Origin of the sequence: Bradyrhizobium sp. AUGA SZCCT0169 (assembly GCF_018130085.1) — a bacterium.
GTDB lineage: Bacteria > Pseudomonadota > Alphaproteobacteria > Rhizobiales > Xanthobacteraceae > Bradyrhizobium.
Window position 1 is genome coordinate 13,225 of record NZ_JAFCMC010000054.1, and the last position, 26,746, is coordinate 39,970.

Sequence of the window (26,746 nt, forward strand, 5' to 3'; positions counted from 1 at the left end):
GCCCTAGCTGTTCGCTTCTTTCTCCGCCTTGGGAAACCAGCGCCAGACCCCTATGATGTTGATCACAAGGAGGATCACGTTCTGGACCACGAGTGATGCTTTGGTCTCCAGCCAGCCGTCGACCATCCAGGCGATGGATGCAACGATGAAAATCAGGAAACCGGCGACGGTGACGCGTGCGTTCAGATTTGCCGCCACGAGGGATGCGGCCAAAACCGTTGTCACTGCCGCGAAGGTTCTCAGGATCATAAGCTCATCCATCACAGCCGCCTGATTTCTTGGGCGCGGATGATAATCTCTTCCTGCGAGAGCTCGCGCTGCAGCCTTTCGCGCAGGGTCTGCCAGTAGCTACTATCGATTTCTTCCACCATGACTTCGACAACAGCAATGCTGTCCTTCTCTGTCCCGCCGCCGCTCTGCCACAGGCCCTGTCCCGGCGCCCGCAGAAAGCTGGTCGCGCCGCCGAACCGGTCCGACAGCTCCTTGAGGAAGCAGTCCAACCAGTGCTGACCGATCGGCTGCCCCTTGCCGGTCTCTTTTGGGAGCAGGATCTCCACAAGATGAGACCTGCCGGGGCTCATGATGCCCTGCGCTGCCGCATGCCTCCGCGCCAGTTATCCAGCAGCGTTTGCGTCGTCACGGTTTCGACCTGTTCGCCGAAACGATTCATGTAGACATTCATCATCGCATCGTGGGTTTTGTCCGCCGAGCTGCAAAGCGCGTCGGTGACGAGGATGACGCGGAACCCCCAGTCGATCGCGCCCAGCATGGTCGCCAGCACGCACACGTCGGTTTCGCCGCCGGTGATGATGACGGTATCGATCCCCGCATCGCGCAGCTGCTGGTGCAGGTCGGTGCCGGTCCAGGGAGAATACACATGTTTGTCGAAGGTGCGGGCCGGGGGCACGTAGTTGGCGAGATCCGGGACCAAGCCGATCATCTCCGGACCCAGCTGGTCTATGGTCATAGAGTGCCACCGTTCATAGTAATGACGCCACATGCCGACGCCCTGACCGGAACTACGCGCCGGGATGAAGCGGGTGAAGATCGTTTTCTCAGGATGGGTGGAAGTGATCGACAGGATGTGGGGCAGAACCCGCTCAAGCCACGGCATTCTCCACTCGGTGCTTTCGGCAAACATCCTCTGCATGTCCACGCAGAGGTGAACCGCGGTCTCCCCGGGCGCGCCGTAGCGCAACTCGTCATTCTTCGGCATGGCTATCTTCCTGAAAGCCAGCTCCAACGGCGGCCGGTCAACATGGTTCCTAGTGGGCTAAGGGCTGCAAGGGTATGCATCCCGGCAGGCCCTGCGGCAATGAAAGTTCGCCGCGCATGTGGGGTTGCCCTGTGGAACTCCTGGTATGCGACTGGTGTTGAATATCGACCAGACAGTCCAGGAGACAATAATGGCAAAACGGGCAACGACCAAAAAGGCAGCGAAGAAGTCGTCAGCGAAACGCGAATTGATTTCGCCGCGCGGGGACAAGCGCTACATCCGGCGCGACGCAGCGGGCCGGATCAAAGAAAGCGATGATGTGAGCCGCTCGCTGTCACAGGACCGCCGCCGGAAGGCGAAGAAGGCCGCTAAGCCCGGTCGGGGAGACCGTGGGGACCGGAAGCCCGTCTCGAAAGCTCCGGCTCGAAAGAAGACGCGTGCCAAACGCTAGTCCCAGTCTCGATCTTTTCGGAGACGACGCTCTTCCTGAGGGTTTCAAATATCAGCCTGATTTCCTGAACCGCGAGGAAGAGCAGTCACTTTTAAGGCATATTGTGCCTCTTCCGTTTCGCGAGTTCGAGTTTCAAGGCTTCACCGGGAAGCGCCGGGTCTTTTCGTTCGGCTGGCGCTACGACTTCAACGGCGGCGGCCTGTCACCGGCTGAGACCATGCCGGAGTTTCTGTCCGGTATCCGCGCGCGGGCGGAAAGCTTCGCAGAAATTCCGCCCGGCACTCTCCATCAGGTCCTTATCACCGAATATGCGCCCGGCGCTGCCATCGGCTGGCACAAGGACCGCTCGGTGTTCGGGGATGTCGTCGGCATCTCGCTTCTGTCCGCCTGCACTTTCCGGCTGCGCCTGAAGACCGGCCATCGCTGGCTGCGCCGCAACCTCACGGTAGAGCCGCAGTCTATTTATCTCCTGTGGGGGCCTGCACGATCCGCGTGGGAGCACAGCATTCCCGGCGTTGAGAGCCTGCGCTATTCAATTGCCTTCCGAAATGTTCTCGAAGGGGCCTCGTCCGAAGGTGCGCGGGCATGAGCCGGACTTCTACGTTACCGAAGCGGCTCCAGCCCATGTTCGCCACCCTCACCGATGGTCCGTTCGACGATGCCGGGTGGATATTCGAGGACAAGTATGATGGTTTCCGCATGGTCGCGAAGATAGAAGGCGGCAAGGTTACTCTCTACAGCCGCAACGGCAAGATCATCAGCCACAGCTACATTGAAGTAGCCAGGGCGCTCGAAGGCGTGAAGGGTGACGCCGTGATAGATGGGGAACTCGTCGCCCTGGACGAAAACGGCGTGTCGCACTTCCAACTGATGCAGAATGCGCTCCGTCACGATGCGAAGCTGCAGTATTGCGCATTCGACCTTATGTTTCACGATGAAGAAGACTTGCGCAAGCTTACGCTGATCGAACGCAAGAAGCGCCTTAAGGAAATCCTGCCGCGCCACAAACTCATTGCGTTCAGTCGTCACCGCAAAAAAGATGGCACGAAGTTCTTCGACGAAGCGGAACGCAAGGGCCTTGAAGGCATCATGGCTAAGCGATCAAACAGCAAGTATCTGTCGGGCGCCCGCACCGACAACTGGTTGAAGATCAAGACTTCGAAGCGGCAGGAAGTGGTCATCGTAGGATTCACAGCACCCAGGCGGACGCGTCCGTATTTTGGAGCGCTTGCCATTGCGGTTCGCGAGAAGAACGGCTGGCGCTATATTGGTCATGTCGGCACGGGCTTTTCTCACAATACCCTGGAACAGCTGTACCGTAAGCTCATCAAGCTCAAAGCCTCGAAATCCCCCTTTTCTGCGAAAGTGAAGGATGAAGACGTCACGACGTGGGTCAAACCGTCGCTGGTAGCAGAGGTGAAATTCACCGAGTGGACGACAAAAGGTGAAATGCGCCATCCCGTATATTTAGGGCTCAGGACCGACAAGCGCGCGGAAGACGTTACCCGCGAGCGCGAGAAGCCTGGTCGCGCCAAGATGCCGGGCAAACGGTCCCCGTCGCCTCCAGCGCGAGCTTCCTCCACTCTTCAGCCATCCGCAGCCAGGCCTCCTTGGCGGTCACGTCGATAGATGCTCAGCCTGGCTCGGCAAGTTCTGCCCGCGCGGTACCTGGCGATGTCTTGTTCGAACATTCCACTGAGATGATCGTCATCGTCGTTAGCATCACAATACTCATTCTAGGCCTCATGGTTGGTCGCGCGGGGATCGTCGGGATCACAGCCATCTCCGCATTCGGCGGTGAACGCAGACGATCTTTGGCACTTTTCGATAAGTACATCGTTTGAATAGGAGGAACGCTGACAACCGCATTCGCGCCTGAGCAAATTCAGATCTTCAATTCAACGTCAGGGGGAGAAGAACATGGCTGAGTGAACAACCCGATCGGGCACAGGCGCCACCGCCCATAGCGAGACATTGAGGAGCTTCAGCGAGCAATTGATAGAAGCCGGTCGCGAGTTCGATGATAAGGCTGGCGCAGGGAACAAGAACCTGAAAGACCAAGCGTCGGGCCTGGCCAATGAAGCAAAGGAAATGGCGGGGCAGGGGACCGAAACTATCAAGCAAGCGGTTTCGCATAAAAAAGATGCCGGCGCCTACGTGGACAGCTTGGCTGAGGCGATACGTTGCGCCGGCCGGGAGTTCGACAGCGATTTTCCCATTGTCGGAAAATACATCCGGAGCGCCGCATCTCAAGTTGAAAGCGTGGCGGGCTCGATCCGCACGGGGGGCCTCAATGATCTGGTGCTCGATGCGCAATCCCTTGCAAGACGGCAGCCCACGGCTAGTCTCGGAATCGCCGCTCTAGCAGGTTTTGCTTTGGTTCGCTTCTTGAAAATTTCCGCGGACGCTCCGGCAGACGTATCGGTGCACCGAGGGGGGCGGCGGGCGCAAACCTCACAAACTGGCTATCGAGATGGGTTCTCAAAGTGAGCGCTCGATCGCGCAACCCTTTTCAATGCAAACGCTAGCGCGTTCATTGTTCAGATGGGCTTGATGATCCGTCCAACGCCAAACGGGCGCAGCGTGTTCCTGCGCCTGGCGTCGCGGTCGTTCCTAAACGAGTCGTTCCTAAAGTCGATGGGCGTGGTCCTGAACAACAGGAATGAGGAACAACGCCCGCCCCAATTGCTTGTCGTGGCACGGAGAAGGAGATTGCCGATGTCGATAAGCCTCCCCGGTAAACTGCTCGTTATGGCCCTTCTGCTTTCACCCATGGCTTCTTTTGCTCAAAGTGGTGGTGGCGGAGGAGGCGGCGGTGGAAGCTCAGGCGGCGGATCTGCGGGGGGTGGCTCATCAAGCGGCGCCTCTGCCGGTGGCGCGTCCGGAGGTTCAGTGGGGACTAGTCCCGGAACCACAGCCCCTAGCGCAGGCTCCGCTGGGGCCGGCACCTCGGCAATCAGCGGTGCGCCAAACGGGCCCGCGAATCCAGCGGGTCTCAATAATTCGTTGAACGACCCGAGCGGGGCGGCCAACGCTAGCACGCCTCGGAATGTACCGGGCACGAATGCGGCAGGGACCGCAAACTCGGGCGGCTCCCCTGGGAATGCGAGCGGGGGAAACTCTGCACCTCGCGGCTCCATCACAACTGGGACAGCAGGTAACAGAGCCGGTGGCACAAGCACTGGCCGCATTGACGGTACGGTAACCCCCGGCGGCCCTTCCACTCCCGCTGACGCGGTAATTAGCCGAGAAAATGCCAAAGTCGATCAGAAGGTGAAAAGTATCTGCAAAGGTTGCTAGAAACGAGCAGCACCAGCTGCCCTAGTTGCTTGCCGAAGCCTTTTTTGAACTTTCACCGAGATGCGTAACCCGCGGGAAGCCACCGTGCGCGTCACAGAAGTGAATATGTCGCGCGGGCTACGCCTCCCTGATGAGGCGGGCGAGCCAGTGCAACCACCATCCCGCTATGGAACCAACCATCTTTCGCAGGCTTGGTGCATTTTTAACCCGGAGGACTCACATGAACAAGCTAGTGACGGTGGCGACATTCGCGTTTTTCGTCCTGGAATCGTCTTTGGCCTCGGCCCAGACCGGCGGGCCAATGATGATGGGAAAAGACACCAGCAAAACAGGCGCTACGCCGCCCAACGCAGGCGCCAGTGCGCCCATCACGGTTGATCCAAAAGCCAAGAAACCGGCTCTGCTGCCAGGCGCGGATACCAGCAAGGCTGGCGCTTCGCCGCCCAACGCAGGCGCCAGCGCACCCATCGCGGCCGCGCCCGCGGCCAAAGGCAAAAAGTAAGATGAGAGCAGTTTTTGTGCGTCTGGGAAGGTCCCGTCCCTACGGGGCCTTCTTCGTTTGCTAAAGGATGTGTTCGGATTCTGATCCTCATGGACGATTTCCCGGTTTCGCTCTGAACCGGATACCCGGAGGGCACGCTGCCGCGCCGATCCATCCAAAATGACTGTCGAAGAAACACTTCGAGCAACCCGCACAGCGATCTGAGGCGAGCAGCCGGTGCGTATCAGTGGACCGATTGCCTACATTATCCTTTATGCCGCCTTGTACGCTGCGTTTGGTGTGGCTTCGCCCTTTTGGCCGAAGTTTTTTGAATCGAAGGCTTTGAGTTCCCAGCAGATCGGTCTGATCCTGGCTGCCGCACTGTCCATGCGGTTGGTAGCCGGTCCGTTAGTCGGGTTGCTGGCTGATTACATGGGATCGTTGCGCCTCGTGCTCGCTACCTGCATCGCAGTGGCGGCTGGAGCAGCTGTCACGTTCATATGGGCGGATGCATTCTGGCTATTCCTTGCGATAGCTTTGATCCAGGCTGCGGCACTTGCGCCCACGACTTCGATTGCTGACGCCTTATCGGTCAACTCAGCCAAGCCACAGATCGCCGGTAGACCGTTTGAATATGGCCGAATACGCGGTTCGGCGTCGGCCGCTTTTGTATTGGGCACGCTAACGGTCGGGCAACTGATAAGCCCCGCTGATCTCGAGCCGATTATCTGGCTGAATATGGTTCTACTCATGATTTCCGCGGGCGCAACGGCGCTAGTGCCGGCTGTTGCCATTCAATCCGGACCGCCTCCAAGCGCCCGACCTGTTCTCGTTCGGGTGCTTGAACTTCTCAAGCTGCCGCGGTTTCGAATCCTGATTTTGGTGTCAGCTCTAGTCTATGGCAGTCACGCGATGCACGACGCATTCGCCGTGATTCGGTGGAGCGATGCGGGAATCAGCACCTCGTCCATAAGCATTCTGTGGTCGGAAGCTGTAGCAGCAGAGGTCATCGTGTTTTTTCTGGTTGGCCCAGCGTTACTCGACCGGTTCGGTGCGCGCGGTGCCGCTGCCCTGGCCGCCGCAGCGGGCATCATTCGTTGGTCAATTGCAGGCGTGACCACATCCGTTTTGCTGCTCTCAATTATCCAGCCGCTACATGGATTGACTTTCGCCCTGCTTCACCTTGCCTGTATGCGCATGATGGGGGCTCTGGTGCCAGCGACCTTGTCGGCCACAGCCCAAGCACTTTACGCGTTTGGCGCGGGTTTCGTGACTGCTGCACTGACGCTGTTGTCGGGCGTCCTCTACGCAAGGTACGGAGGAGGGGCCTTCGTTCCCATGGCTGTACTATGCGGTTTTGCCCTGCCGCTTGCCTGGTTTGGCTTCGCTGACCGGAGGCATCGATCTATGGGTTCCTGACGAGGCAAGCGACCCGCTCGCTGGGCCCCAATCCAGCAAACCGCTAGCCGGCCTTACAAGGTGCTGGCGAACCCAACGGCTTCGCAGCGTGGCAATTCACCGGCAGCAGGTCGGTGTCATCACGCCGCAACTTCCGGAACTGTTGGTAAAAATAGGAACGGTCTGGTTTGGCATAATGTCGGCCGGCCATGTGCCTATGACCAAACCCTTTTTTCGAGTTGCTAAGCGCCCGCGCAGGGCGCGATCTGGGTGCGGGGCGCGCCTTGAACAGCCGACATTCGCCAAGGCTTACCCCTGATCCAGATCCGATCGATCTCGATAGAGCGCCACCCGGTAGGCAGGAGTACGGGCCCTTTGCACCAATCTTGGGGATCTTCCGGTCCTGGCTCAATCCTTGGAAACCCCAGAATCAACCCCAGTAAAAGGCCCCCAAGATTTGCAAAGAAGGGTCCGGCTGGCGGTTGCTCGGGAAATACGTCTTTGCGGTATTCGAGCGTCTGCATGAACCTGCCGGTGCAGAAGTCACCATAGCCTCGGTCCAGCATTTCCAACGAAAGCCGCCTGTCGCCGGAACGGGCCGCCCAAACGCCATACAGGGCAGACAGCATGGGACTGCCGAGGTATCGTTTTGCAATTTTCAAGTAGAACTCGAGAGTAGCTTGCTCGGTCTCGTCATCGAAACCGCACCCGAGGGGGAAAATGCCCATCAGGGGATCGGGTGTAGCCGCCTTTTCCTCATCGACCCGAAATGCATCGTGAGAGATTACAACCTTACCTCGTTTTGGAACGACCATCTTCGTAGCCATCTCAAGCCAAGCAGGATCAACCGGCCTGTTCAGCCGCTTTGCGGCCGAAATAGCGTCACGCAAAATGGTCTGCGCAGAAAGGTTGGTAAATACTGCATTGTCGGAAGGCGATTTGCGCTCCGCGATACCCATCGAGGCACGAATTTCATACTTTCCGCGTCGCTTAGTCACGCGGCTTTTGATCCACTCGGCCACGCCGAACAGTACAGGCCATGCCTTATCCCGCAAGAATGCATCGTCGCCAATTACGTCGGCGCAAAGCGCAAAAGCGCGGGCGATATCAAGCGAGGCATGGTCCTCGCGCCATGCTGCCGAACCCGGCATTGGCGCGGCCTCTTCTCCGGAAGATGGCGCACTTTCCCAGGGAAATTGCAGGCCGCATCGCCCCATCAGGCGTGCATTGCTTCGGGCGGCCTCCAGATTGCGTGTGCGGTAGTCGAGAATCCCCTGTGCCGCATCGGGTTGAAGAAAAAGTAAGGGCGGGACACAGAAGGTCTCAATATCCCACATCACATGACCGAAATAGTAATGGTAGTCATGCCAGGTCGCTAAGCCGAACATGGACGTTGAAGCAGGAGAGGAGCTATGTGCTGATGACATCAGGTAGAAGAACGCGGCATCCGCCATGGCTTGCCAACGCTTCTCTGCACCCACTAGCCGAATCCGACTTCTCCACAATCGGGCCCAACAAGACCGATTATTTTTCTTAATCACATCAAAGCCGATGTTAGCCGCCATGGCGATCATTCTAGAAGCCTGGTAATCCGGCTGATTGTGGAGTGCGCTCGGAACCAAACTTACTAACTGTCGGAGTTTATACCGCCGCCCCCGGCGAGCCCGCCACGCATACTCGCTCCTTAAGCCGTCCCCGTCCAATGGCGGTCGTTGCGGTTTTGCATCATCTCCAACTAACTCAGTCACGTAAGCAATTCCGCATGTAGAAATCGCGCCGGCGCTCTCCCAGAGCATGGATCCGTCGCAGGAAGGCTTGGCTTCCCCAGGCGTGTCGCGGTTATATCGTAGCGGGCGTCCTTCTATCCCTGACAGATCTATCCGTGCCCGAACTTTAAGGTCCGAGGCGGCATCGACATCAATGGCGATCTCTTGGCAGACCACGGTGGGCTGCTCTCGGCTGCAGAATGACGTCACGGCAATTTTGGCTTGATGTCCTTTCACTGTGCACCGCAGGCGCGTCGTCAATTCGGCCGTCGAAAAATCGTAAGCCTGGTCGACGATGCGCACGCTTTGAGGGATATCCGACATCCAAACTCCTTCAAGGCAAATGTCACCGGCGAGCGGATAGGGAGCGAGTGCCGCCGCCTCGATTTTTCTCTCAGGATGCTCCCCGGAGAATCCGCTAAGCAGTGCCATGCCGGGATTGAGTGGATTGTCGCGAATTTTCAGCCCTACGACGCCATTTGACATATAGGCCGGCAACTCGTTGGCGGCGCTTCCGGTGACTGGCGGGGGACTTATAGGACCGTCCATTGCAATTTCCTCCAGGCCTCGCAACGCTCAGCGAGGAGTGGCGTTCCAGACGCCAGGGGGAGGGTATAGAAAGGTCTCGCCGAGGCCGGAACGCTGGATTTACCGACGCGTTGCTAGGGCGATACGTTCCAAGCATCGATAAAGCAGGGTTCTACAATGCGGGTAGAAAATGCAAAGTGGTGGAAGACCGGGGTCATTTATCAGATCTATCCCCGCTCGTTTCAGGATAGCAACCACGATGGGGTGGGAGATCTCCAGGGGATAATAGACCGACTGCCTTATCTAGTAGAACTTGGCGTCGACGCCATCTGGCTGTCACCAATTTTTACTTCGCCGATGGCCGATTTCGGCTATGACATAGCGGATTACACCGGTGTGGATCCCTTGTTTGGAAATTTGGCTGACCTCGATAGCCTGATAGACGCTGTCCGTCGCAATCACCTCAAACTCATTCTAGACCTCGTTCCCAATCACACGTCGGATCAACATTCCTGGTTTGTTGAAAGCAGAGCCTCTCGCGATAACCCAAAACGCGATTGGTATATCTGGCGTGATGCGGCTCCGGATGGGGGGCCTCCAAATAATTGGCTGTCAGAATTCGGCGGAAGCGGGTGGGAATTCGACTCGAGCACCAACCAATACTATTACCATACATTTCTCTCAGCTCAGCCCGACTTGAACTGGCGCAATCCCGCCGTTCGCGAGGCGATGCATGACGTCATGCGTTTCTGGCTGAGGCGCGGCGTCGATGGATTTCGCGTCGATGCCGTCTGGTATCTCATCAAGGACGACCAATTTCGCAATAACCCTGTCAATCCAGATTTTCGTTCCGGCGAGCTTCCCCGCGATGCGTTAATCCCGCTTTACACGGCGGACTTACCGGAGGTTCATGACGCGATTGGTGGCATGCGACGCGTATTGGACGAATTTCCCGATCGAGTTCTTCTCGGTGAAATTTATCTGCCGATCGATCGTCTCGTCGCCTACTATGGCCGCAAGCTGGACGGCGTCCACTTTCCCTATAATTTTGCTCTCCTCACCGCCGCATGGGAAGCTCGCTCGATCGCTCAATTAATCGACGAGTATGAGGCAGCGCTCCCGCCGGAAGGGTGGCCGAATTGGGTGTTAGGCAATCACGACCGGCCCCGCCTTGCGACTCGAGTGGGGCCGAACCAGGTGCGAGTTGCCGCAATGCTTCTAATGACTTTGCGCGGGACACCGACCCTCTACTACGGTGACGAAATTGGCATGCAGCAGGCGGCAATTTTGCCGGAACAGGTTCGGGACCCGTTCGAAAAGAACGTTCCAGGCATCGGTATTGGTCGCGATGGGAGCCGCACCCCGATGCAATGGGACGGCACGAAATCGGCGGGTTTTTCGGAAGCTGACCCATGGTTGCCCGTTGCTGACGACTTTCGGGAGGTGAATGTGAACAGTTCGAGCAAGGATAGGGGCTCGCTCTATTGGCTCTACCGTCGGCTGATCGATCTCCGGCGGAAGCACGTTGCTCTTGCAGAGGGCTCATATAAGCCCCTCATGGCCAGCGGCGAACTCCTGCTGTTCTATCGTGAGCTGCGGGAGGAGCGGATCTTGATAGCCCTCAACATGGGGCCTGAGCCTATCACGGTCTCGTTTCCTGAGGAAAGAGTATCTGGCCATGTTCTTTTATCTGCATTTGCAGACCGCGAGGGTGAAGAGGTGAGCGCCAGGCTCGATTTACGCGGCAACGAAGGGTTGCTGATGAAATTGGTCTCGGATCGGCGCGACAATTAGGAACATATCGCAACATTGAGCGTTCGATGATTTGCTAGACATCAAGCGTTTATACATGGGTGAAAAAGGAGATGAGGATCGCTCAGATTGCCCCGCTGATGGAGAGCGTGCCGCCAAAGCTCTACGGTGGAACTGAACGGATCGTTTCCTACCTTACGGAAGAGTTGGTCAAATTGGGTCACGACGTCACGTTATTCGCCAGTGGAGATTCTTTGACCTCGGCGAACTTGGTGGGCTGCGTTCCGACGGCCCTTCGGCTGGACCCTAAAGTCTGTGATGTCATTCCGTACTATATGCTCATGCTGGACCGGGTCCGGCGCCAAGCACACCAATTCGATGTTCTCCACTTCCACATCGACTATTTGCACTTTCCGCTCTTCCGCGAAATGTCCTCGCGGGTCCTGACCACGCTCCACGGAAGGCAGGATCTTCCTGACAACAAGGCGATCTATACGGACTTTGATGAGATGCGTTTGGTCTCCATCTCCGATAGCCAGCGGATTCCGATTTCGAACGCAAACTTCGCCGCAACAATTTACCACGGGATCCCGGGAGCAGATCTTAAGCCAACCTTAGGACCGCAAGGGGGCTATCTTGCTTTTCTTGGTCGCATTGCTCCGGAGAAGGGTCCGGAAGCCGCTGTTCAAATCGCACGATCTGCCGGTATTCCCCTCAAAATTGCGGCTAAAATCGATCGCGTGGACGAACCATACTTTCGCGAACGTATCGCGCCCTTGCTGAATCAACCGGGTATCGAATTCATTGGAGAGATCAACGAACAACAGAAGGCGGAATTTCTGGGTCAGGCCGTCGGCTTGCTTTTTCCGATTGATTGGCCGGAGCCGTTTGGCTTAGTGATGATAGAAGCAATGGCATGCGGCACGCCGGTTTTGGCCTTTAATCGAGGCTCGGTATCGGAGATCGTGGAGGATGGCAAGACGGGTATCGTAGTCCAGTCAAAGGACGAGGCGATCGAGAAATTACCCCACCTTTTATCTTTGGACCGCCGTGGGATCCGGCACGAGTTCGAGCGGCGTTTTTCGGCTCAACGAATGGCTAACGATCATGTTAACCTGTATCAAGATTTGCTAAGAGGCGAGCAGGCATGTGTCCTCCGCAGCACTTTCCAAAGAAGTTCTTTGGGAAATGCTCAGCAGGCTGATCGTCGCACGCACCTCGTCGTCGCACCTTCCGGGATTAATTAGCGCTGGTGTGCGCGTAACGTTGCGGCAAGGCTCAGCAGGCTGCAGAGCGTTGCGAACCGCATGGCCTCCATCTAGTCGGGCATGCAGCTTCACGCGAGCCATTCATCAAGCTGGCGACGGTTTCCAGATCTTGGCTGCTTCAAGTCGGCAAACTAGATCAGGCCAAGCACTTCGATCCCGTGTGCCGGGCCGCCACCATGATGGGCCAGTCGATCTCAGTTGCCCGTTTTCGATAGGAACGATTGAGTGTGTCGGTGATCCGACGAGGGTCGCCGACCGGCGTCGGAAATGGCCCCAGCTCATCCTCCCGGGACGGCTGGGGCCATTTCTTTTTAGGAACGATACGGGGATGACCCGGACTTGCATTTTGGTGTGATCTTTCACCGAGACGCATGAGGCTAGACCCTAGCCGAGCGCTCCCAGCTCTCCCGTGCTGGGCCGCTTTTTTGGAACCTCGCAACGCTCCAAGAGTCGATTCAGCGCTCCCGGATTTATGTCCCCTTAAAAGCAACCGGGAGAAAACCCAAATGGGTTGGCGGCTCTAGCGCGGCGACGCTGGGGCCGTTTCCTTTTTCTTGAGGAAGGGACGACCGCGCAGAACCTGCGCTCGCTATCCTGCTCTAAGCTCCATTGCCGCGATGGTTCGACCAGCGCCTTTCGCCTCGTCGGTGGCCCAAACTTTCCATGGCCCGCTGGCCCGGCGGCGACCACCAGTCTATCAAACGCTATTTTGGGCAGCCTTAACACCACGTCTGCGACCTTGGATGTCACCACTTCGGGCGCGTTCAACCAAAACAGGTTCAGCACTGCATTTGTGCCGGGCTCACCAGTCAACAATCTAGTCGGTCCGCAGCGATATAGCCTGTCCGGCACGACCACTATTTATGCTGTGATACAGGTCAATTTCACGGTGAGCACCTGTTCCGTGTACGGTCAGCTCAGGGCGCGCCGCGTTCGCTGATGGTTGCTGATGAAACTCACAAGTAATCTGGAACGCCTGCGACCTTCTCCGCGATCGAGGTCAGGGCCGCGTTTTTTCGGAGCCAGCCTAATAGCTCCCCGATCTGATACCCGAGACGGAGGATATGAAGTCTCTGTGCAGGCAAGTCGATCTTTTGGCGCCATCGAACAACACGGTAACGCCCGTGTTGCTATTGCTCACCTCGACAACGATGCCGGTCAGGTTTGCCAGCTCGGGGCATCGAGCGGCACCTAGCCTACTCATCTTGAAGCGAGTCCCGACAATTATCCTGTCGTTTTCCCGAACCATCTCAAATCTGCAAAAAAATGAATTTCGCTAAAGCGCAATAATAACAATCAGCGGACACTTAATGCGTGCAAGCTGACAAAGATTAAACCATCTTAAGACCAAGCTTTCCATCACCCCTTTGGGTGAAAGCTACTGCGGCGAATGGACTAGATCCCCAAAAGCCCCCAAGCAGAGCGGCAGCTATCACGAACTCAATCCGAAGGGCAGTTCATTGGTCGCGCTTCAGCTTCCGCTTCCCCCAGTGATGCTCTTTGGCGTCGGGATTGAACTGGCGCACCTCATGGCGGTGAATCGCCTTCAGCGTCGCCATGCGCGCCAAGAACATCCAGGCGATACAACGCTCTGCGGCGTAGGTCAGTATCTCCGCCGCGGCGGTGACGGCCGGCATATCGCGTTCTGATTTGGGAACGGTCTTTGTGAGGTAGGCGACCGCTTCGCGCAATGCGCGAAGCAGCGTGCCGTCTGGCGTCCCTATCGGTTCATCGAATTCGCGCTGCCCGCCGCATTTGCTCACGCCGCGGCCTTGTCTTTCTTGTCGGCACCGCGTGCGACAGCTCCGCAGAACTGGGATGGAAGCCGACGAATGGATTTCGGGTTCGGGATCGCCTAGCCATCTGTCTTGGCACAGAGAGGCGAAGTGCACGAGAATGCAGCAAGATCTGCCCAATCTTTGTGAGGCATTTCACGGATTTCTGTAGCAGAATAGGCCTTTATTGTGTCGTCTATTGCAGAGTGGAGTATTGGCCCATGTATAGCTCGAAGCAGTGCCGAGATGCGTCGGAGGAATGTCGTAGCAAAGCGAAGTTGGCGCACAGCGAGACAGCGGCGAGAGTGCTACGAGATCTGGCACAAAGCTGGTTACGTGTCGCAAATCAAACCGAACGATACACCGCTATTGCGGGGCGGCCGGGTAAACGGGCATCCGATAAATTTGCGATCGAGTTGCCAAATCGCAACTTTTTGGTGGCCAGCAGTGAAACACTGTGAACCATGCCGGCAATTCGTTGTGTTTTATACGGCCTGCCATGTGTCGCCCTATCCTGCACCGGGGGCGATGACGTGCTGAGCTACCTCCCCGGCATCGAAGTGGACAGCCCCGCGCCTCAGCCCCGCGCCGGGGCTGTCTGCTTGAGTTCACCAAACTCAAGGCCGTCTAACGCTAGCCCGTTTCGCCCTACGCGAACAGATCCGCGCCGGCCGGTGTGAACCTCACGAAGGTTCCGGACTCGTGTAGCAACAGCCAGCCGCGCGAGACCGCGAGATCAAGCCCGGCTTTGTATTCGGCCGGAGTGGCGCGTTCTTGGTACAGCATCGGCGCGTTTATCTTCTCGATGTAAATCCTTCCGTCCACCGGCTCGGTCGCGTTGGCGATTTCCAGCAGCTTGCGGGCTGCCGTCTCGGGATCTGAGTAGGGGCGGTCGGTGACGTGTTTCATGCGTGCTACGAATCCATATGCGCATCGTAGATATGACGGTCGGTTACAGCTATGTCGATCGAGGCGCCACAGAAACAGCGTGCCCGTCCACTGCTTGATAGCGTCGGCAGCGGCAGGCCTGCCTCGAGGATCGCGTATTTCCAGGCCGTCCAGGCGCGCTGGCGCCGATACCGACGAAGTCGGCTTGCGTGCATCGTGGCAGATAGGCCTTCCACGCCATTTCGAAGCCAGCCCGCGCCTCGTCAAAGTTTGAGGCGTAGCCGCTGCGTGAGAGCCCCCGATGTGATGCCGGGTAGAAGCCGACGTCCCATCTCCATTGCTTTGCCTTGACCGGCAAGCCCGACGATCGTACCGACCTGAACGTCACCGAAGAACACGTGCCAAGTGTCGGAGCGTTCGGGATGTGGTCGGCGGGTGAGTTCGGGCATGCGCTATTGAAGCGCGGCGCAGTGCCGGGTGCAAATTTTCGAGCCCTTGGGGGCCCAGATGCCACTGACCTACAGATTGTCGTGGGTGGGGGTCAGGCGCCAAAAGCGGTACGTATAGCAAGTGTGATCATCCAAGCTAACAAGCCGGCGATCGTCGCGATCATGACGTCATTTTCCCGAAAGGGGCCCACGATCATGCCCTCATGCGCGGCAAGACAAGGTTCAGTTTCTTCGCCTTGGCTTGGACGCCCATAAAGGATCTGCCAAGCTGTTTGCCGATGCTGCGGGCGTCCTTTCCGGCCTGAGCCATTGACCGCAGTGCGGCCAGTTCGGCTTCCGTCCAGCGGCGCGTTTTGTATGGCGCCCGCTGCGTTATCATTTGCCCTTACCTGACATTAATCGAAATCAGGATGGCCAGTTGATAGGCGAGTGCTGCAGTCGTCGCTTGATCATTTCCTGGCGTAGCTTATCCGCCCGTTCCCGGACGCTCGGGCTAGCCGTGAAATGCTCTTTATGCTTTCGATCGGCGTCGGCTTGTTCGCGTATGCTCTCGTAATAACGTGCGATGCTAGCGTCAGACATTCTCTCGAAACTCATAATCAAGAACCTGCTTTGAGTGGCGCGGCCGCCGGCCGTCACGGGTGAGCGGCTGGGCAGTAAAGTTTACCACTTTTTCCCAATGTGTGAAATGGCACGCAGTGCTCGACGCGTTAAAGGGCCCTTCACTGCAGAGACTTCGGGTCCCACTCAAAGATAACCTCGCAAACTGGGCCCTTAGCGGTTCGCATTATTATCGACAAGTGTGCAATTGTCCGCTCTAAGCGCAGATCGTCGCGCGCAATTTCAGCTAACGTTCGGGAAGCCTCTTGTCGAGCCGACCCTACATCAAGAAGGAGTTCACCCTCTTCATCGACCGTTACATCATCATCTATGACGACGTCGAAGTAGTAGCGGATCATCGCGCACTCTCCGGTTCGGCGGGAGCGCTATCGGGTCGCTTGCAAGTCTTACACAGCTAAAACGCAATGAACTTAATTAAGCGCGCCGTTCTTGGTCGGTCTGTTCACTTGTGAACCCTTCGAGTTGGATTTCTTTGCCTTTTCAGCGTTCGTTGGCATTTCGCTGCGCCGAGTACCAGCATCGCAAACAAATCACGCCGGCGGCTTTTTCTTTGATGTTAGGAACGAACAGGCGCCGCTGGAGGCGCTCCCTGTAGTCCCGAGTCCCCTTTGGGTCTGCCAACCGGGAGAAAACCCCCTGTGGGTTGGCGGCCTTGGTGCGGTGGTGGCGCCGCGCCGGGGCCGTTTGGTTTTCTGTGCCCGCGAAGACGGAGCCTTATACGAGGCTGACAACGGCCAGAACAAGTTCGGCGCCGAATTCGCTCGATGCCAGCGCGATCAATGTTCCGGCACAGATGACCAAAATAGCGGTGATTTTGAGAGTAATCATTTTGAAAATCCCCTGTCATTGGGGCGAGACCATTCGCCAGTAATCGGGGGAAATACGCGGGGATCAGGTTGGCGTATGTGAGTTATGGCACACATGGCTCTGCACGGATTTGAACCGTGCACGCAGTTCGAACGACGTTCCTGGTCGGAGAACTTTCAGGTCACCCGAAAACAGGCGCTACGCATGTGCCTTAGGAGGGGCCGAAAATGCGAATCCTCGGAGCATTGGAAAGAACGGCCCCAGCACGCGGCGGGTGTACTGGAGCCGTCACTTGGAGTAGCCCGCCGGCCCACGGGGGTGAAGACCGGAAGGCGTAGAGTCCGACTCAGTGCACGCTAAAAGGTTCCTGAAAGAACAGGAACGATCCAGCGCCGCAGGAATCGACTCGGCGCTCCCGGTAGATTCCTCAGCCCCCGACCGGGAGAAAACCCTTCATTGGGTTGGCGGCCTTTGGTGCGTGGCGTTCTCCGCGCCGGGGCCGTTTGCGCATTTGGCAGGATAAGGCCGCCAACGGAAGTGGACCAAATTGAACAATCTCCGGCCAGAGCCGTCTTATATGGACGGAGGTTGGCAATGGATCAGCGCGATGAGGACCCCCGCGACCTGGAACGCAAGATCGAACAGGCGAATCGCATAGCGTCTCGCGTCACGGACCAAACGACCTATCAGCGGCTTACCGCCTGGGTCGAGGAGCTGAGAAAGAAGCTACGGCAGCGCTTAGCGGCGAGACGGACCAAAGAAGAAATCAGGGCGCGTGCCCACGAGCTTTGGGAGCAGCAGGGGCGCCCGGTGGGTCGGGACGTGGAGTTCTGGCTGCAGGCAGAACAGGAACACGGAGACAGCAAAGGCACCTCCTGAGAAGTAAGGCCGTCTTCAGTTAGCGGTCGATGCCAAAGAAACGGCCTCAGCGCTTTAAGGGGAAACGCGCTGAGGCCGGTAAGTTGTCGTATCCGTTCCCTTACATATCCTTTTGGACACCCCATCGACGCCAGCTATTGCCACTTGTTCCCGAGCAGTCTGCTCATCAAAGCGCATCCCTGGCCCGCACCATCGCGGGAGAGGCCGGGTTCTTGGGCGGACAGGCAGGCGTGCCGGAAGAATTCAGGCCCGATCTCGCTACGCTCGAAGTCGGATAGGAATATGCCATCCACCCGCCGCGCCAGCAGATGCCCGGAGCCTTGCTTTATTGGCATCCTGCATCTGATGGCCCGACGCGGTTAAAGAATGGAAAGGTTTCAGCGTGATGAGGAACGCTGCCACCGCTCGCTGCGTTGGATCCCGGGGCTACGGAGAGCCTCATGGACAAGAAGATTCTGGTCCTCGGCATTTTGTTGGCAGTTTGCTTCGCCCTAGCTGCGATAACCCGGGCAATAAACGCAGACACAGCCCGGGATAAATCCCTCCAAGGAGTGCCGCAGGCTGCAGTGCGGGATGGTGTAGACATTCGGCTCATCTCGCAGCGAACATCATACATGAGGTCTGAGCGCTGACGTCGATCTCGCTTGAGATGCATGACGGAGGCGCGTCCGAGTCGCGGAGCCAGCAAAGAGCAATGGGGGCAGCACTTCCTTTTTTGGGAGGTAGCCTTCGAGCCTGATCTGTGGATTCCATTCCGCCCGGTCGGGCACCTTGCTGGCGCGCGTTGGAATGCACGGAAAAAACCTCGATTTAATCATTGGACGTGTCTTCAGCATTCGCCTTTTCACGGGATCGCAATAGCCAAAGGCGACGTCGACAGCGCTCGCCGTGCACTTCAAGGCACTGGCCAACGAAACGGAAGTACGGCCGGCATCCCGCAATTCAAGCAGCCGCCGATCCTCCTTCTTCGCTCCATGGTCCTTTCCTGACCATCAGCCTGCCTTGCGTTTTGCGGCTGGTTTGGAGCGGGTCTTCCTCGATGGCTTTTCGGCTCGGGCCGGATCCTTGCCACCCTTGATGCTCGCCTTCAGCGCATCCATCAGGTTGAAGACATTGCTGGGCGCGGCTCGCTTCGCGGAGACGATCGGCTGGCCCCTCTGTTTCTTGTCGAGTAGTTCCTGCAGGGCCGCTTCGTAGCGGTCCTCGAACTTCGCCGGCTCGAAATGTCCGGACTTCGATTCCACGATATGCTTGGCGAGATCGAGCATGTCCTTGGTGATCTTGACGTCGTCGATGTCGTCGAAATACTCGGCCTGGTCTCGCACTTCATAGGGATAGCGCAGCAGCATGCCCATCAGGCCCTTGTCGCGGGCTTCTAGCGCGATGACGTGTTCGCGGCTGGTGAGCACGACACGGGCGATCGCGACTTTGTCCAGCGATCGGATCGTCTCCCGAATGACGGCGTAGGCATCGTGGCCGACCTTGCCGTCGGGGACCATGTAATAGGGGCGAACCAGATAGAGATCGTCAATCTCGCTGCGCGGCACGAATTCGTCGATTTCGATCGTGCGGGTCGACTCAAGCGCGATGTTTTCGAGCTCGTCCTTGGTCACTTCAAGGTAGCGATCCTTGTCGACCTGGTAGCCCTTGATGATGTCGCCAGACTCAACTTCCTCGCCGGTGTCGGCATCGACCTTGAGATAACGGATGCGGTTACCGGTTTTCTTGTTGATCTGATTGAAGCTGATCTTTTCGGATTCCGACGTCGCGGGAAACAATGCGATCGGGCACGTCACCAAAGACAGCCGCAAAAAGCCCTTCCAATTCGCGCGCGGGGCCATAACTCAAAACTCCACCTATACTGAATAGGATCAATATAGGCGGCAAGATCGGGATGTGGAGTCCCGGCTCAGCAGTCCGGGCAGGTATCGCCGATGGACTGCATGACGTCCTCTAATGCTGCGATGCATGCTTCCGGGGTGGATCCGGGAAATGGGTTCCGCCAGGCTTCCTCGCGTGCCCTGGTCCAGGCATCCGCGTCCGAGCGGTCCCGCCGGTGGCCGTGATGATCGCATTCGGTAACGGCATGCTGCTCGATCAGCACGCCGAGCGCCCAGCCTTCGAGCGTGCGGTAAGCTGTCCGGCCGGTCGGCGGGGATGTCTTGCGCTGCGGGCGGCTCATGTTCATTCCTCGAATCAAACTATGAGCAGTAATATAACACCCGGCGCCTTGTCCGAAGGCAGGTTATGCCCGATGTCCACTGACGGGCGCACCGGCAGGCTCGGTCGCCAAGGCCTCGCCTGTAATGTTCAAAAGTGAACCTAGCAACATTACGATCATTTAATTCCCACAACTCAAAGCGTTTGACGTCGGCGAGCGTATCTCACGCGTCGGCAGAGGTGCGCCTCAGCATGCATCTAGGCCCGCCGGCGGTCTCATCTTCGGCCGCTGCTCTCACCAGGGGCGGATCGACAGCGCAATTGAACGTCGCTGTGCCGTTAGCTCCAACATGATGGCCGCCGGATCTGCATTGCCCTTTCTGAATAGGAACGATCAAAAATCCTCTGACTTGATTCGTCTCCAACAACGGAGGAAGCAATCATGAAGAAGCTACCAATCATTGCGTTAGGTTTGTTTTTTGCTCTCGGTAGTTCACTAGCACTTGCGCAGGGTGCTGGCGGCTCTGGTGCAGGTGGCGCTGGTGGAGCAGGCGCTGGCGGTGCTGGAGCCGGGGCAGGCGGTGGTGGAGCCGGCGGTGCTGGCGCTGGTGCTGGCGGGGCCGGTGGCGCAGGCAGTAGCGGAGCCGGTAGCGGTTCGGCTGGTGGTGGTGGTGGCGGCGATCCGGCGCTGGACAGAGCAACCCCCGGCGCGCCGCGTGCACCCGGAACAGGTCCGTTGCCCAAGGACCGATAGGTTGAGCGGCGAACGGTCTCAGGTATAGTATCTGCGGCCGTTCGTATCGACCTTCAATGGGGAATGACCAATGGAAGATGACCCTCTAAAACCCGAGCACCAGCGGGGAATTTCGGGAACAAGGTGGCAATGACTGGAATTGATGGGATGTCCGAAAGGACGACATGTATGGTGGATACGGCAAACTTTCAGGCCTCGGCGCACTTCTTCCCCAAAACGCCGGGGCCGCTTTTTCGGGCCGCGACCAGATGTCGGCCAAGTGCATCACCACTATGATTGCGGCAAGGGCCACCGGGCCGCTGAGTGTTGCGACAACCGCGAGCATGGCCGCCCATTCGGTTCGGCGAATGCAACTCCTCAGACGCAAGCCATTCGTCATGGCGGCATTCATCGTCGTTGCCGCCGTCATTGTTAACGGCCCGTGCATTGTAATGGCGGCAACTAAGACGCTCTCACACCTTGTCTCGAAGCCACTTGACCGAGCTGGTGCCTAGGTCCGGAAGACTCCTCAGCGTTTCGTCGCTGGATTCCCGGATTTCGCCTAGGGTGAGTATGCCAGGGTGCGATAGTGCGTTTGAAATCCGAGTTGGAAAGCGCACACTGTCTACGGGTGTTTCGTCTGGCAAATCGGCTGACGGATCGAACATCGAAAGCAATGCCTTTGAGAAAAATGGTAAAGCCGCTCTGAACTCTTTGCAGGGACTCAAACCAATCGCACGGATGCGCCAACGAGCTGCGAAACTTCGACTTTTACATCGTCGACCCACATGAAATATTTGGGATGAGGCACGCCGCTTGAGGGCAACGGCAATCGAAAGGGTAGAGCGTCCGGCCGCACGTAATTCAAGCAGCCGACGGTCGTCTTCAACGCTCCAACTTCTCTTTCTATTTTCCACCGCGAAGTGACCCATTCTGGCTGATTTCAATAGCGAAGCCCTGAGACCGCAAGTCCAACAACGTCGTCCTGTCCGCAGCGGTCATCACCGAGGGCGTTGTAACCACGAAGCGCTTTCCTCGGTAATTCAATCATCGCAAGTCTTAGGGCCGGAAGATCGGTGAATTCGCGCGTTGCGATCAACGAATTGGGCCTGCTCTTCACGCTGTGAACTTCTAGCTTCCATGTCAATGAAGTCACGGTGAGCCTCCAACGCCACGCAGTGGCTAATCCGCCGTCGGCAACCGTCGCATCGTAAACTCAATCTCGCCCGCTCGGCAGCTGCCGCCACCTCGACGATAGTCATGTAACCGCCCGCCGGAAACTCGCGGAGAAGCGCGCGCCGTCGCGCGAGCTTCCTCGACAGGAAGCGTGAATGTCTTGCGAAGGAAGCCGTCAGGATCAAGCCGGCGAAGGGTCCGCAGTTCGCGTGATCTAGTGTCGAGGTCGCTGGGCTTGTAATTCATACGTCCTCCCTGATGCCTTTGAAGAAGGGGTGTCGCACTTTGCCCTCGGCCGATTTTGCTCGGTACTCGATTTCAGCCATCAGCTGAGGTTCAACCCAGATGCCCTTGTGCGCGATCGCTTAGCGTAGGGTTGGGTTTTGCGGATCAGTGGCGTGAGCAGCTGGCGCAAGCGAGTCGCCGACGCTTTATCGAAACCGCGATCTACCTTGCCGGCATAGACCAGGTCGTTGCCTTTGCGGCGGCCGAGATAGATGCCATCCCAATCTTTGCCATCGAGTGCAAAACCGGCGATCGTCAGCGTCTCACGCTGCGCGCATGTCTTCTTCACCCAATCATTGCCGCGGCCGGAATTGTATTTACTGTCTCGCACTTTCGATACGATGCCTTCGAGGCCGATCGAGCAGGCGTGTTTGAAGACATCTATACCTTCGGTCTCAAAGCTGTCGGAAAACTGGATCGCGCTGTTCGCGATCAGTTTTCTTAGGTGCGCCTTACGCTCAATGAGCGGCAACTTCCGCAGATCAAAGCCGTTGAGATAGAGGAGGTCAAAAGCGACCATTACTATTTTCGTCGACGTCCCCTTTAGTTCGTTTTGCAGGACGGCAAAATCGGTGGTCCCGTTGGCAGCCGGTACCACGACTTCGCCATCGATGATCGCTGAACCCGCGCTGATGTGCCAAGCGTCATCGGCGATTTTCTTAAACCGTTCAGTCCAATCGTGTCCGCGGCGAGTGAAGACCTTGATCGCTTCGTTGGCGAGGTGCACCTGGACCCGGTAACCGTCAAATTTGATCTCGTGGATCCAACGTTCGCCCGTGGGCACTTTTTCGATCGAGGTCGCCAGCGCAGGCTCAATAAAGCCCGGGTTGGGCGCCTTGACGCCGATAGCGAGAGGCTTCTTGCGCTGGAAAGGCATCGGTCACACCAGGCGCATCGGCAAGGGCAGCTGGACGTCACGGTAACGACCTTCATAGCGATCCGTGAAATCCTGTAGAGGGAGGGGAATGTCGCGCATTTGCAGATCGCAACGACGGCGGAGCTCGTGCGCGACGTCTTCGGAGACGTCTTCCGACCATCGTTCGGCGGTGTTAAAAGCGATGACCCGAATAGGCTTGTTGTACTGACCGGAAAGGAGGTCTTGGATCACGGTCTCGAGGTCGGCGGTTTGACAATCAGTCTCGCGCCAGGCGGTACCGTTTCTACCGAAATCATCGGCGACCAGATAAACCGTCTGATCATTGCCATTCGGCACGATGGACGGCGTCCAATTCGTCCTACGCATCAATACAACTCCACGCAACAGAACCGGAACATAGAAACAGCGCGTAAATCGATCCGATCGAACAAAGGGCCCCGGATCGCCCGGGGCCCTTGGGAGACGAGAAGAGGTACGTCCGCTCTTCCCAAGCCTACGTTCGGCAACGACGCCAGTTTCGGTTTGTTCCTCCGCTTGGAAACGACCTGCCGAATTGCCGCAGCTTTTTCAAACGTACAAAAGTGAACACACGGGCTCTCGTCGACATGCTACGCGATTTGCCAATGTTTATTATCCAGGCCCATTCCAATCCGGACGACGCGGCAACCAGTTTGACAGTGCTCACCCGCGGTGAAGCGTTGGCTACCGCCATGGGTTGGATAGGTAGAGGAAAGACAGGCGTGCGGGTTATCGGCGACGGCCGGATCTACTCGCCTGAGGAATTTGCCTTGACGATCGGCCAGCCAGATAAAGGCCCGTTGCGCTGATCTATGGACGAAGTGGAGCCTGCGAAGATTTCCAAACGGCCCTCACGCGGGCCGGAGCAATGGTACTCTCTGACTTTGCCTCGCCATCTTGGCGGGGCTTTTTCGTCGGTGCTTATGTTTAGTCCCGATCGCCCGGCCACATTTCGGAGGCGGGCGTGTCGGCCGAAATCTTGTTCGGTCGCAGGGCGATCAGCTGACTTCTCTTGTAGGGATATCGGCGCCGCTCAGAGCATTCCTTGCAGCGCATGTAACGCTCAAGCTCGTGTACCGGCGTCGTTTTCGGACGGCGAATAATGTCGAGGGCTACTGTTTGATTGGTGTTGCATCCGAGGCACTTCACTTCGAGGTAGCCGTAGCCCGCGTTCAAAGCGTCGCCGATCAAGGGCGATGGTTGCGCCGGCCCTCGAAAGCCCAACATTCGCGCGTTCCACGCCTCGCAGGCGAGGCGGTCGGCACTCTTTCGCGCTCTGGCCGCTTCGTCAGACTTCGCTCGAACGCTTGAGCCGAACAAGTATTCACGAGATTTGGTGGTCATTGGCCGTATGAAAGCGCGGTCTGCTGCCTAGCGCAAATTATCGATGTCTTGGGGCAAGATCGCCACGAAGGTACAGTTCCTAGTGGGTGTGGAAAAGATCCCGTCCGAGGAACGAAGGCCGCTGGTGCAAATTATTGCACCGGTGGCTGGCAAGGATGTGCGGTATTCCAGCGATCTTTGGAGCTGGGCTCGCACATCCGATGGAGGAGCTGATATTACGATAGTTGTGGCCCTTTATCTCGGCACCTGTGCGCTGGCCTGCGCGCAAAGTTCGGCCGGCAGCGCAGCCGGATCGACCGGGGCGGGCGGCACGGCAGGCTCCACGCTTTCGAACGGAAAACACCATCAGCGGTACCGGCGGATCGCCTGGCCCGAATACCTCGAATGCGCTCAACCGCGACTCGACGGGGAATAACCTCGGCGCGCCGCCAAACCGCCCCTCCGCTGGACCCGCCGCCACTCACGGCAATGCCGTGGATACCCCCGCAGCAAAAGCAGCCACGCAAAATTTTGGCAATACAGACGCGGGCGTTCTCAAGAAATAAGCCCTAAAGGAGCGGCCCGCCGGCTGAACCTATTGCAGAACTCGGGGCTGGCGACGATGCTTTAGAGGCAATCATCCCGGATGAGTAAGTTGGAGGCTGCAATGACAGCGGACCCCCCTTCTGCAACTGGTAGCGCCGAGCGCCGGATCGAGGGCGCGACAGATGCAATCCGCAGCATGTCGCAAGACCTCGCCGACGAGGTCGCGCCGCAGCCTAGCTTGATCGATCGGGTAAGCTCCTTAACGCGCGCGGCGACCGCGACGGATATCGTGATCGCGACGAGGATCGAGGTCGTCGATACGGAGATCGAGATGACCGCGCCCATCGAGGTTGGGACCGCCCGGGCGGAGGCCGCGACTATCGAAGCTACGATGATGACCGAAGAAGCTACGACGATGATCGCCCTCGGCGGCACGTGAAGATCTGCATCGAATACGACAACGGCGACGAGTACTGCCGTCGGCAAGGACACTGAGGCGGTTCGGGTGCACGCGTTCAAGATCCGAGAGGAGGCGGCTGCGCATATGGAAGAGTGGCTCATCTCGCCTGGTCTCGAGCCCCCGAAGAAAAACGATATCCATGGACCAAACTAGTGAGAGAGACAGCCAGGACGGCCCTGCCGCAAAAAAGGGGCGGATAGCTGGAGCAATATGCCCAGGGCGCTACGCTGAGGCCTAAAGCGGGGGTAGGTCCCGAGGTCATCCGCGACTTCGAGTGTCAGAACTGTAGCATCTAATGTTCGAGACAACGGAAACGGCCAGCTAGCGGCCCGGACGGGGGCCCCTAATTCCCCTCTGCGGGAGTCACCCCCATTTCCTAAACCGGAGGTGGCGTCACATAACTGTGTCACAGCACTGGCTACGCTTGGGGGGCCGGGATTGCGCCCGACCACGGAAATACAGCGCCGTCCAAGCGACCATATTCCGCTTGGACGGCGTTGGCTTACGAGGTGTCTAATTGGCAGCAATGTCCTAATTAGGACAGCACGGGCAAAGCCACCGCCCGGAGGCCAAGCCTGCTGGCGAGCGTCCGCACGGGCGCAGGGCAGGATGAGAGCCTGTCATGCTGTTCGAGCGACGCCCTGGTCTATTGCCGCCCGGCGTCGCGTGAGTCGATTTCGAGGACCATCGAGCAAGGCTGAGGCGTCCAAGCTGAACGACGAGATGCCCGAGAAGGCGAACTTATGAGGCAGACGTGCCGGACAATTCGGGCGAGTTGCACGCCTGAAGGCGCGCAGCACCTCATCGACGATTTGAAGAAACAATTGGCCGAACGAAAGTAAAAGAACCGCTGGAATTCCAGCGGTTCTCTTGTGTCGGTTATCGAGTGGTCGTGGGGGCAGCCGGGGCCGCGGGTGACGGAGCAGTGGTCGGGGCCGTCGGCGCCGACGGGCGCGTGGTGCTCGATCCGATCGTAGTTCCGGGTGCTGAGTTGTCAGCCGTTCGGTTGTGGTTCCAAGGTGCCCACATAAACAGAACGGCGAGAATGGCGAGACCAGCATGAGGGCGATCATTCCGCGGCCTATTCCGGCCCGGCGGTTCTCGCCCCCGGTCAAATGTCGCGATTTAAATTATTGTCTGTCATTTCACTTCTCCACAACTGCCCACGCTCCCTACCGATGCGATACACAATGGTTCCTCAGGTTAGAATGAAGACTGGCAGCTCTTCCCTTACGTGAGGGGCGTATTCGCTGGCAATCCGTGCGCACATTCTGCCAGCGCGAATTTCACTACGTACCCGCGATGCCGACTGCAAATATTAACAAACTCATCTCCGCAAAGCTCGGCTTCCTTTTGATACGATGGGCAGATAGCGAACGGGTTCCGTGATAACCCCTGCGATCGTTTCATTGACGAGACGACGGCGGCATGAGGAGCAACCTTTAAAGCACCCGCCCGTTGCCCCGCATGACAGACACTACACAAGACAAGCGAGCATCGAGCTCTTCCCCGGAAGCCGGTCACAAGGCCGATACGGGCAAGCCGATAGAGACCACCGAGCAGCTGAGGATCGCAATCGACCAAGGCAA

The 26,746-nt window shown here is 57.9% G+C and carries 25 protein-coding genes and 2 pseudogenes; 13 read left to right on the forward strand and 14 right to left on the reverse strand.

The window, feature by feature from the left end:
- Positions 1–3: 3 nt before the first annotated feature.
- Genes JQ609_RS33230 through JQ609_RS33240 form a run of 3 tightly spaced genes read right to left on the reverse strand, consistent with a single transcriptional unit; the run spans position 4 to position 1,216 of the window.
- Entirely contained in the window at positions 4–261 is a 258-nt protein-coding gene (locus JQ609_RS33230) for a hypothetical protein (protein WP_212214893.1), read from the reverse strand.
- Positions 261–581 carry a hypothetical protein gene (locus JQ609_RS33235; RefSeq protein WP_212276807.1) on the reverse strand — a complete coding sequence of 107 codons (321 nt, stop codon included), beginning with the start codon at positions 579–581 and terminating at the stop codon, positions 261–263. Before JQ609_RS33235 ends, JQ609_RS33230 begins: the two co-directional genes overlap by 1 nt.
- Entirely contained in the window at positions 578–1,216 is a 639-nt protein-coding gene (locus JQ609_RS33240) for a cysteine hydrolase family protein (RefSeq protein WP_212276808.1), read from the reverse strand. The genes JQ609_RS33235 and JQ609_RS33240 overlap by 4 nt, the downstream gene beginning before the upstream one ends.
- Before the next feature lie 190 nt (positions 1,217–1,406).
- Here JQ609_RS33240 and JQ609_RS33245 point away from each other — a divergent pair, with 190 nt between their 5' ends.
- From JQ609_RS33245 to JQ609_RS33270, 6 genes are all read left to right on the forward strand, one after another.
- The gene (locus JQ609_RS33245) at positions 1,407–1,667 is read left to right on the forward strand and encodes a hypothetical protein (RefSeq protein ID WP_212276809.1); all 261 of its coding nucleotides are present in this window, start codon (positions 1,407–1,409) and stop codon (positions 1,665–1,667) included.
- Positions 1,654–2,256 carry an alpha-ketoglutarate-dependent dioxygenase AlkB gene (locus JQ609_RS33250; RefSeq protein WP_212276810.1) on the forward strand — a complete coding sequence of 201 codons (603 nt, stop codon included), beginning with the start codon at positions 1,654–1,656 and terminating at the stop codon, positions 2,254–2,256. The genes JQ609_RS33245 and JQ609_RS33250 overlap by 14 nt, the downstream gene beginning before the upstream one ends.
- Positions 2,253–3,296, forward strand: a complete 1,044-nt coding sequence (gene ligD / locus JQ609_RS33255; RefSeq protein WP_212276811.1) for a non-homologous end-joining DNA ligase — start codon at positions 2,253–2,255, stop codon at positions 3,294–3,296. The genes JQ609_RS33250 and ligD (JQ609_RS33255) overlap by 4 nt, the downstream gene beginning before the upstream one ends.
- Before the next feature lie 345 nt (positions 3,297–3,641).
- Complete coding sequence (locus tag JQ609_RS33260) at positions 3,642–4,157, forward strand: YtxH domain-containing protein (RefSeq protein ID WP_212276812.1); 516 nt, start codon at positions 3,642–3,644, stop codon at positions 4,155–4,157.
- A gap of 976 nt (positions 4,158–5,133) precedes the next feature.
- Positions 5,134–5,469: a hypothetical protein gene (locus tag JQ609_RS33265; RefSeq protein WP_212276813.1), complete on the forward strand. Its 336-nt coding sequence runs from the start codon at positions 5,134–5,136 to the stop codon at positions 5,467–5,469.
- 216 nt (positions 5,470–5,685) lie between these two features.
- The gene (locus JQ609_RS33270) at positions 5,686–6,867 is read left to right on the forward strand and encodes an MFS transporter (RefSeq protein WP_212276814.1); all 1,182 of its coding nucleotides are present in this window, start codon (positions 5,686–5,688) and stop codon (positions 6,865–6,867) included.
- Between the two features lie 221 nt (positions 6,868–7,088).
- Here JQ609_RS33270 and JQ609_RS33275 read toward each other — a convergent pair whose 3' ends face one another.
- On the reverse strand, positions 7,089–9,161 hold the full coding sequence (locus JQ609_RS33275) for a glycoside hydrolase family 65 protein (protein WP_212276815.1): 2,073 nt from the start codon (positions 9,159–9,161) through the stop codon (positions 7,089–7,091).
- Between the two features lie 156 nt (positions 9,162–9,317).
- On the opposite strand from JQ609_RS33275, the gene JQ609_RS33280 reads away from it, so the two are divergent.
- Both JQ609_RS33280 and JQ609_RS33285 read left to right on the forward strand, forming a co-directional pair.
- Positions 9,318–10,934 (forward strand): alpha-amylase family glycosyl hydrolase, encoded by a 1,617-nt coding sequence (locus tag JQ609_RS33280; protein WP_212276816.1) that lies wholly within the window; start codon positions 9,318–9,320, stop codon positions 10,932–10,934.
- A gap of 71 nt (positions 10,935–11,005) precedes the next feature.
- Positions 11,006–12,139 (forward strand): glycosyltransferase family 4 protein, encoded by a 1,134-nt coding sequence (locus JQ609_RS33285; RefSeq protein ID WP_212276817.1) that lies wholly within the window; start codon positions 11,006–11,008, stop codon positions 12,137–12,139.
- A 1,478-nt stretch (positions 12,140–13,617) separates the two neighbouring features.
- Here the strand turns inward: JQ609_RS33285 and JQ609_RS33290 are convergent.
- The 3 genes from JQ609_RS33290 to JQ609_RS33300 form a co-directional block, all read right to left on the reverse strand.
- Positions 13,618–13,923, reverse strand: coding sequence for a hypothetical protein (locus tag JQ609_RS33290; protein ID WP_212276818.1), 306 nt, complete (start codon positions 13,921–13,923; stop codon positions 13,618–13,620).
- A 660-nt stretch (positions 13,924–14,583) separates the two neighbouring features.
- Complete coding sequence (locus JQ609_RS33295; RefSeq protein WP_212276819.1) at positions 14,584–14,844, reverse strand: hypothetical protein; 261 nt, start codon at positions 14,842–14,844, stop codon at positions 14,584–14,586.
- 1,150 nt (positions 14,845–15,994) lie between these two features.
- Entirely contained in the window at positions 15,995–16,231 is a 237-nt protein-coding gene (locus JQ609_RS33300; RefSeq protein WP_212276820.1) for a DUF6894 family protein, read from the reverse strand.
- Between the two features lie 1,063 nt (positions 16,232–17,294).
- Here JQ609_RS33300 and JQ609_RS33305 point away from each other — a divergent pair.
- Positions 17,295–17,579, forward strand: coding sequence for a DUF2934 domain-containing protein (locus JQ609_RS33305; protein ID WP_212276821.1), 285 nt, complete (start codon positions 17,295–17,297; stop codon positions 17,577–17,579).
- 992 nt (positions 17,580–18,571) lie between these two features.
- On the opposite strand, the gene JQ609_RS33310 is transcribed toward JQ609_RS33305, so the two are convergent.
- Both JQ609_RS33310 and JQ609_RS33315 read right to left on the reverse strand, forming a co-directional pair.
- The gene (locus tag JQ609_RS33310; RefSeq protein ID WP_212276822.1) at positions 18,572–19,420 is read right to left on the reverse strand and encodes a Ku protein; all 849 of its coding nucleotides are present in this window, start codon (positions 19,418–19,420) and stop codon (positions 18,572–18,574) included.
- Positions 19,421–19,488: 68 nt separating this feature from the next.
- Positions 19,489–19,767 (reverse strand): hypothetical protein, encoded by a 279-nt coding sequence (locus JQ609_RS33315; protein ID WP_249128732.1) that lies wholly within the window; start codon positions 19,765–19,767, stop codon positions 19,489–19,491.
- A gap of 499 nt (positions 19,768–20,266) precedes the next feature.
- On the opposite strand from JQ609_RS33315, the gene JQ609_RS33320 reads away from it, so the two are divergent.
- Complete coding sequence (locus tag JQ609_RS33320; protein WP_212276823.1) at positions 20,267–20,521, forward strand: hypothetical protein; 255 nt, start codon at positions 20,267–20,269, stop codon at positions 20,519–20,521.
- 424 nt (positions 20,522–20,945) lie between these two features.
- Here the strand turns inward: JQ609_RS33320 and JQ609_RS35965 are convergent, their stop codons facing one another.
- The 4 genes and pseudogenes from JQ609_RS35965 to JQ609_RS33335 form a co-directional block, all read right to left on the reverse strand.
- Positions 20,946–21,404 (reverse strand): DNA-directed RNA polymerase subunit alpha C-terminal domain-containing protein, encoded by a 459-nt coding sequence (locus tag JQ609_RS35965; protein ID WP_212276824.1) that lies wholly within the window; start codon positions 21,402–21,404, stop codon positions 20,946–20,948.
- Positions 21,405–21,654: 250 nt separating this feature from the next.
- Positions 21,655–21,894: pseudogene (locus JQ609_RS35970) on the reverse strand (hypothetical protein).
- Positions 21,891–22,810 (reverse strand): annotated as a pseudogene (ligD, locus tag JQ609_RS33330) (non-homologous end-joining DNA ligase). Before ligD (JQ609_RS33330) ends, JQ609_RS35970 begins: the two co-directional pseudogenes overlap by 4 nt.
- 3 nt (positions 22,811–22,813) lie before the next feature.
- The gene (locus tag JQ609_RS33335; protein ID WP_212276825.1) at positions 22,814–23,176 is read right to left on the reverse strand and encodes a hypothetical protein; all 363 of its coding nucleotides are present in this window, start codon (positions 23,174–23,176) and stop codon (positions 22,814–22,816) included.
- A 257-nt stretch (positions 23,177–23,433) separates the two neighbouring features.
- On the opposite strand from JQ609_RS33335, the gene JQ609_RS33340 reads away from it, so the two are divergent.
- Positions 23,434–23,637, forward strand: coding sequence for a hypothetical protein (locus JQ609_RS33340; RefSeq protein WP_212276826.1), 204 nt, complete (start codon positions 23,434–23,436; stop codon positions 23,635–23,637).
- A gap of 118 nt (positions 23,638–23,755) precedes the next feature.
- On the opposite strand, the gene JQ609_RS33345 is transcribed toward JQ609_RS33340, so the two are convergent.
- Positions 23,756–24,172 carry a hypothetical protein gene (locus JQ609_RS33345; RefSeq protein WP_212276827.1) on the reverse strand — a complete coding sequence of 139 codons (417 nt, stop codon included), beginning with the start codon at positions 24,170–24,172 and terminating at the stop codon, positions 23,756–23,758.
- 43 nt (positions 24,173–24,215) lie between these two features.
- Here JQ609_RS33345 and JQ609_RS33350 point away from each other — a divergent pair, with 43 nt between their 5' ends.
- Entirely contained in the window at positions 24,216–24,587 is a 372-nt protein-coding gene (locus JQ609_RS33350) for a hypothetical protein (protein ID WP_212276828.1), read from the forward strand.
- 231 nt (positions 24,588–24,818) lie between these two features.
- A complete protein-coding gene (locus tag JQ609_RS33355; protein ID WP_212276829.1) occupies positions 24,819–25,136 on the forward strand; it encodes a hypothetical protein in 318 nt (105 codons plus the stop codon).
- Positions 25,137–26,746: the final 1,610 nt, after the last annotated feature.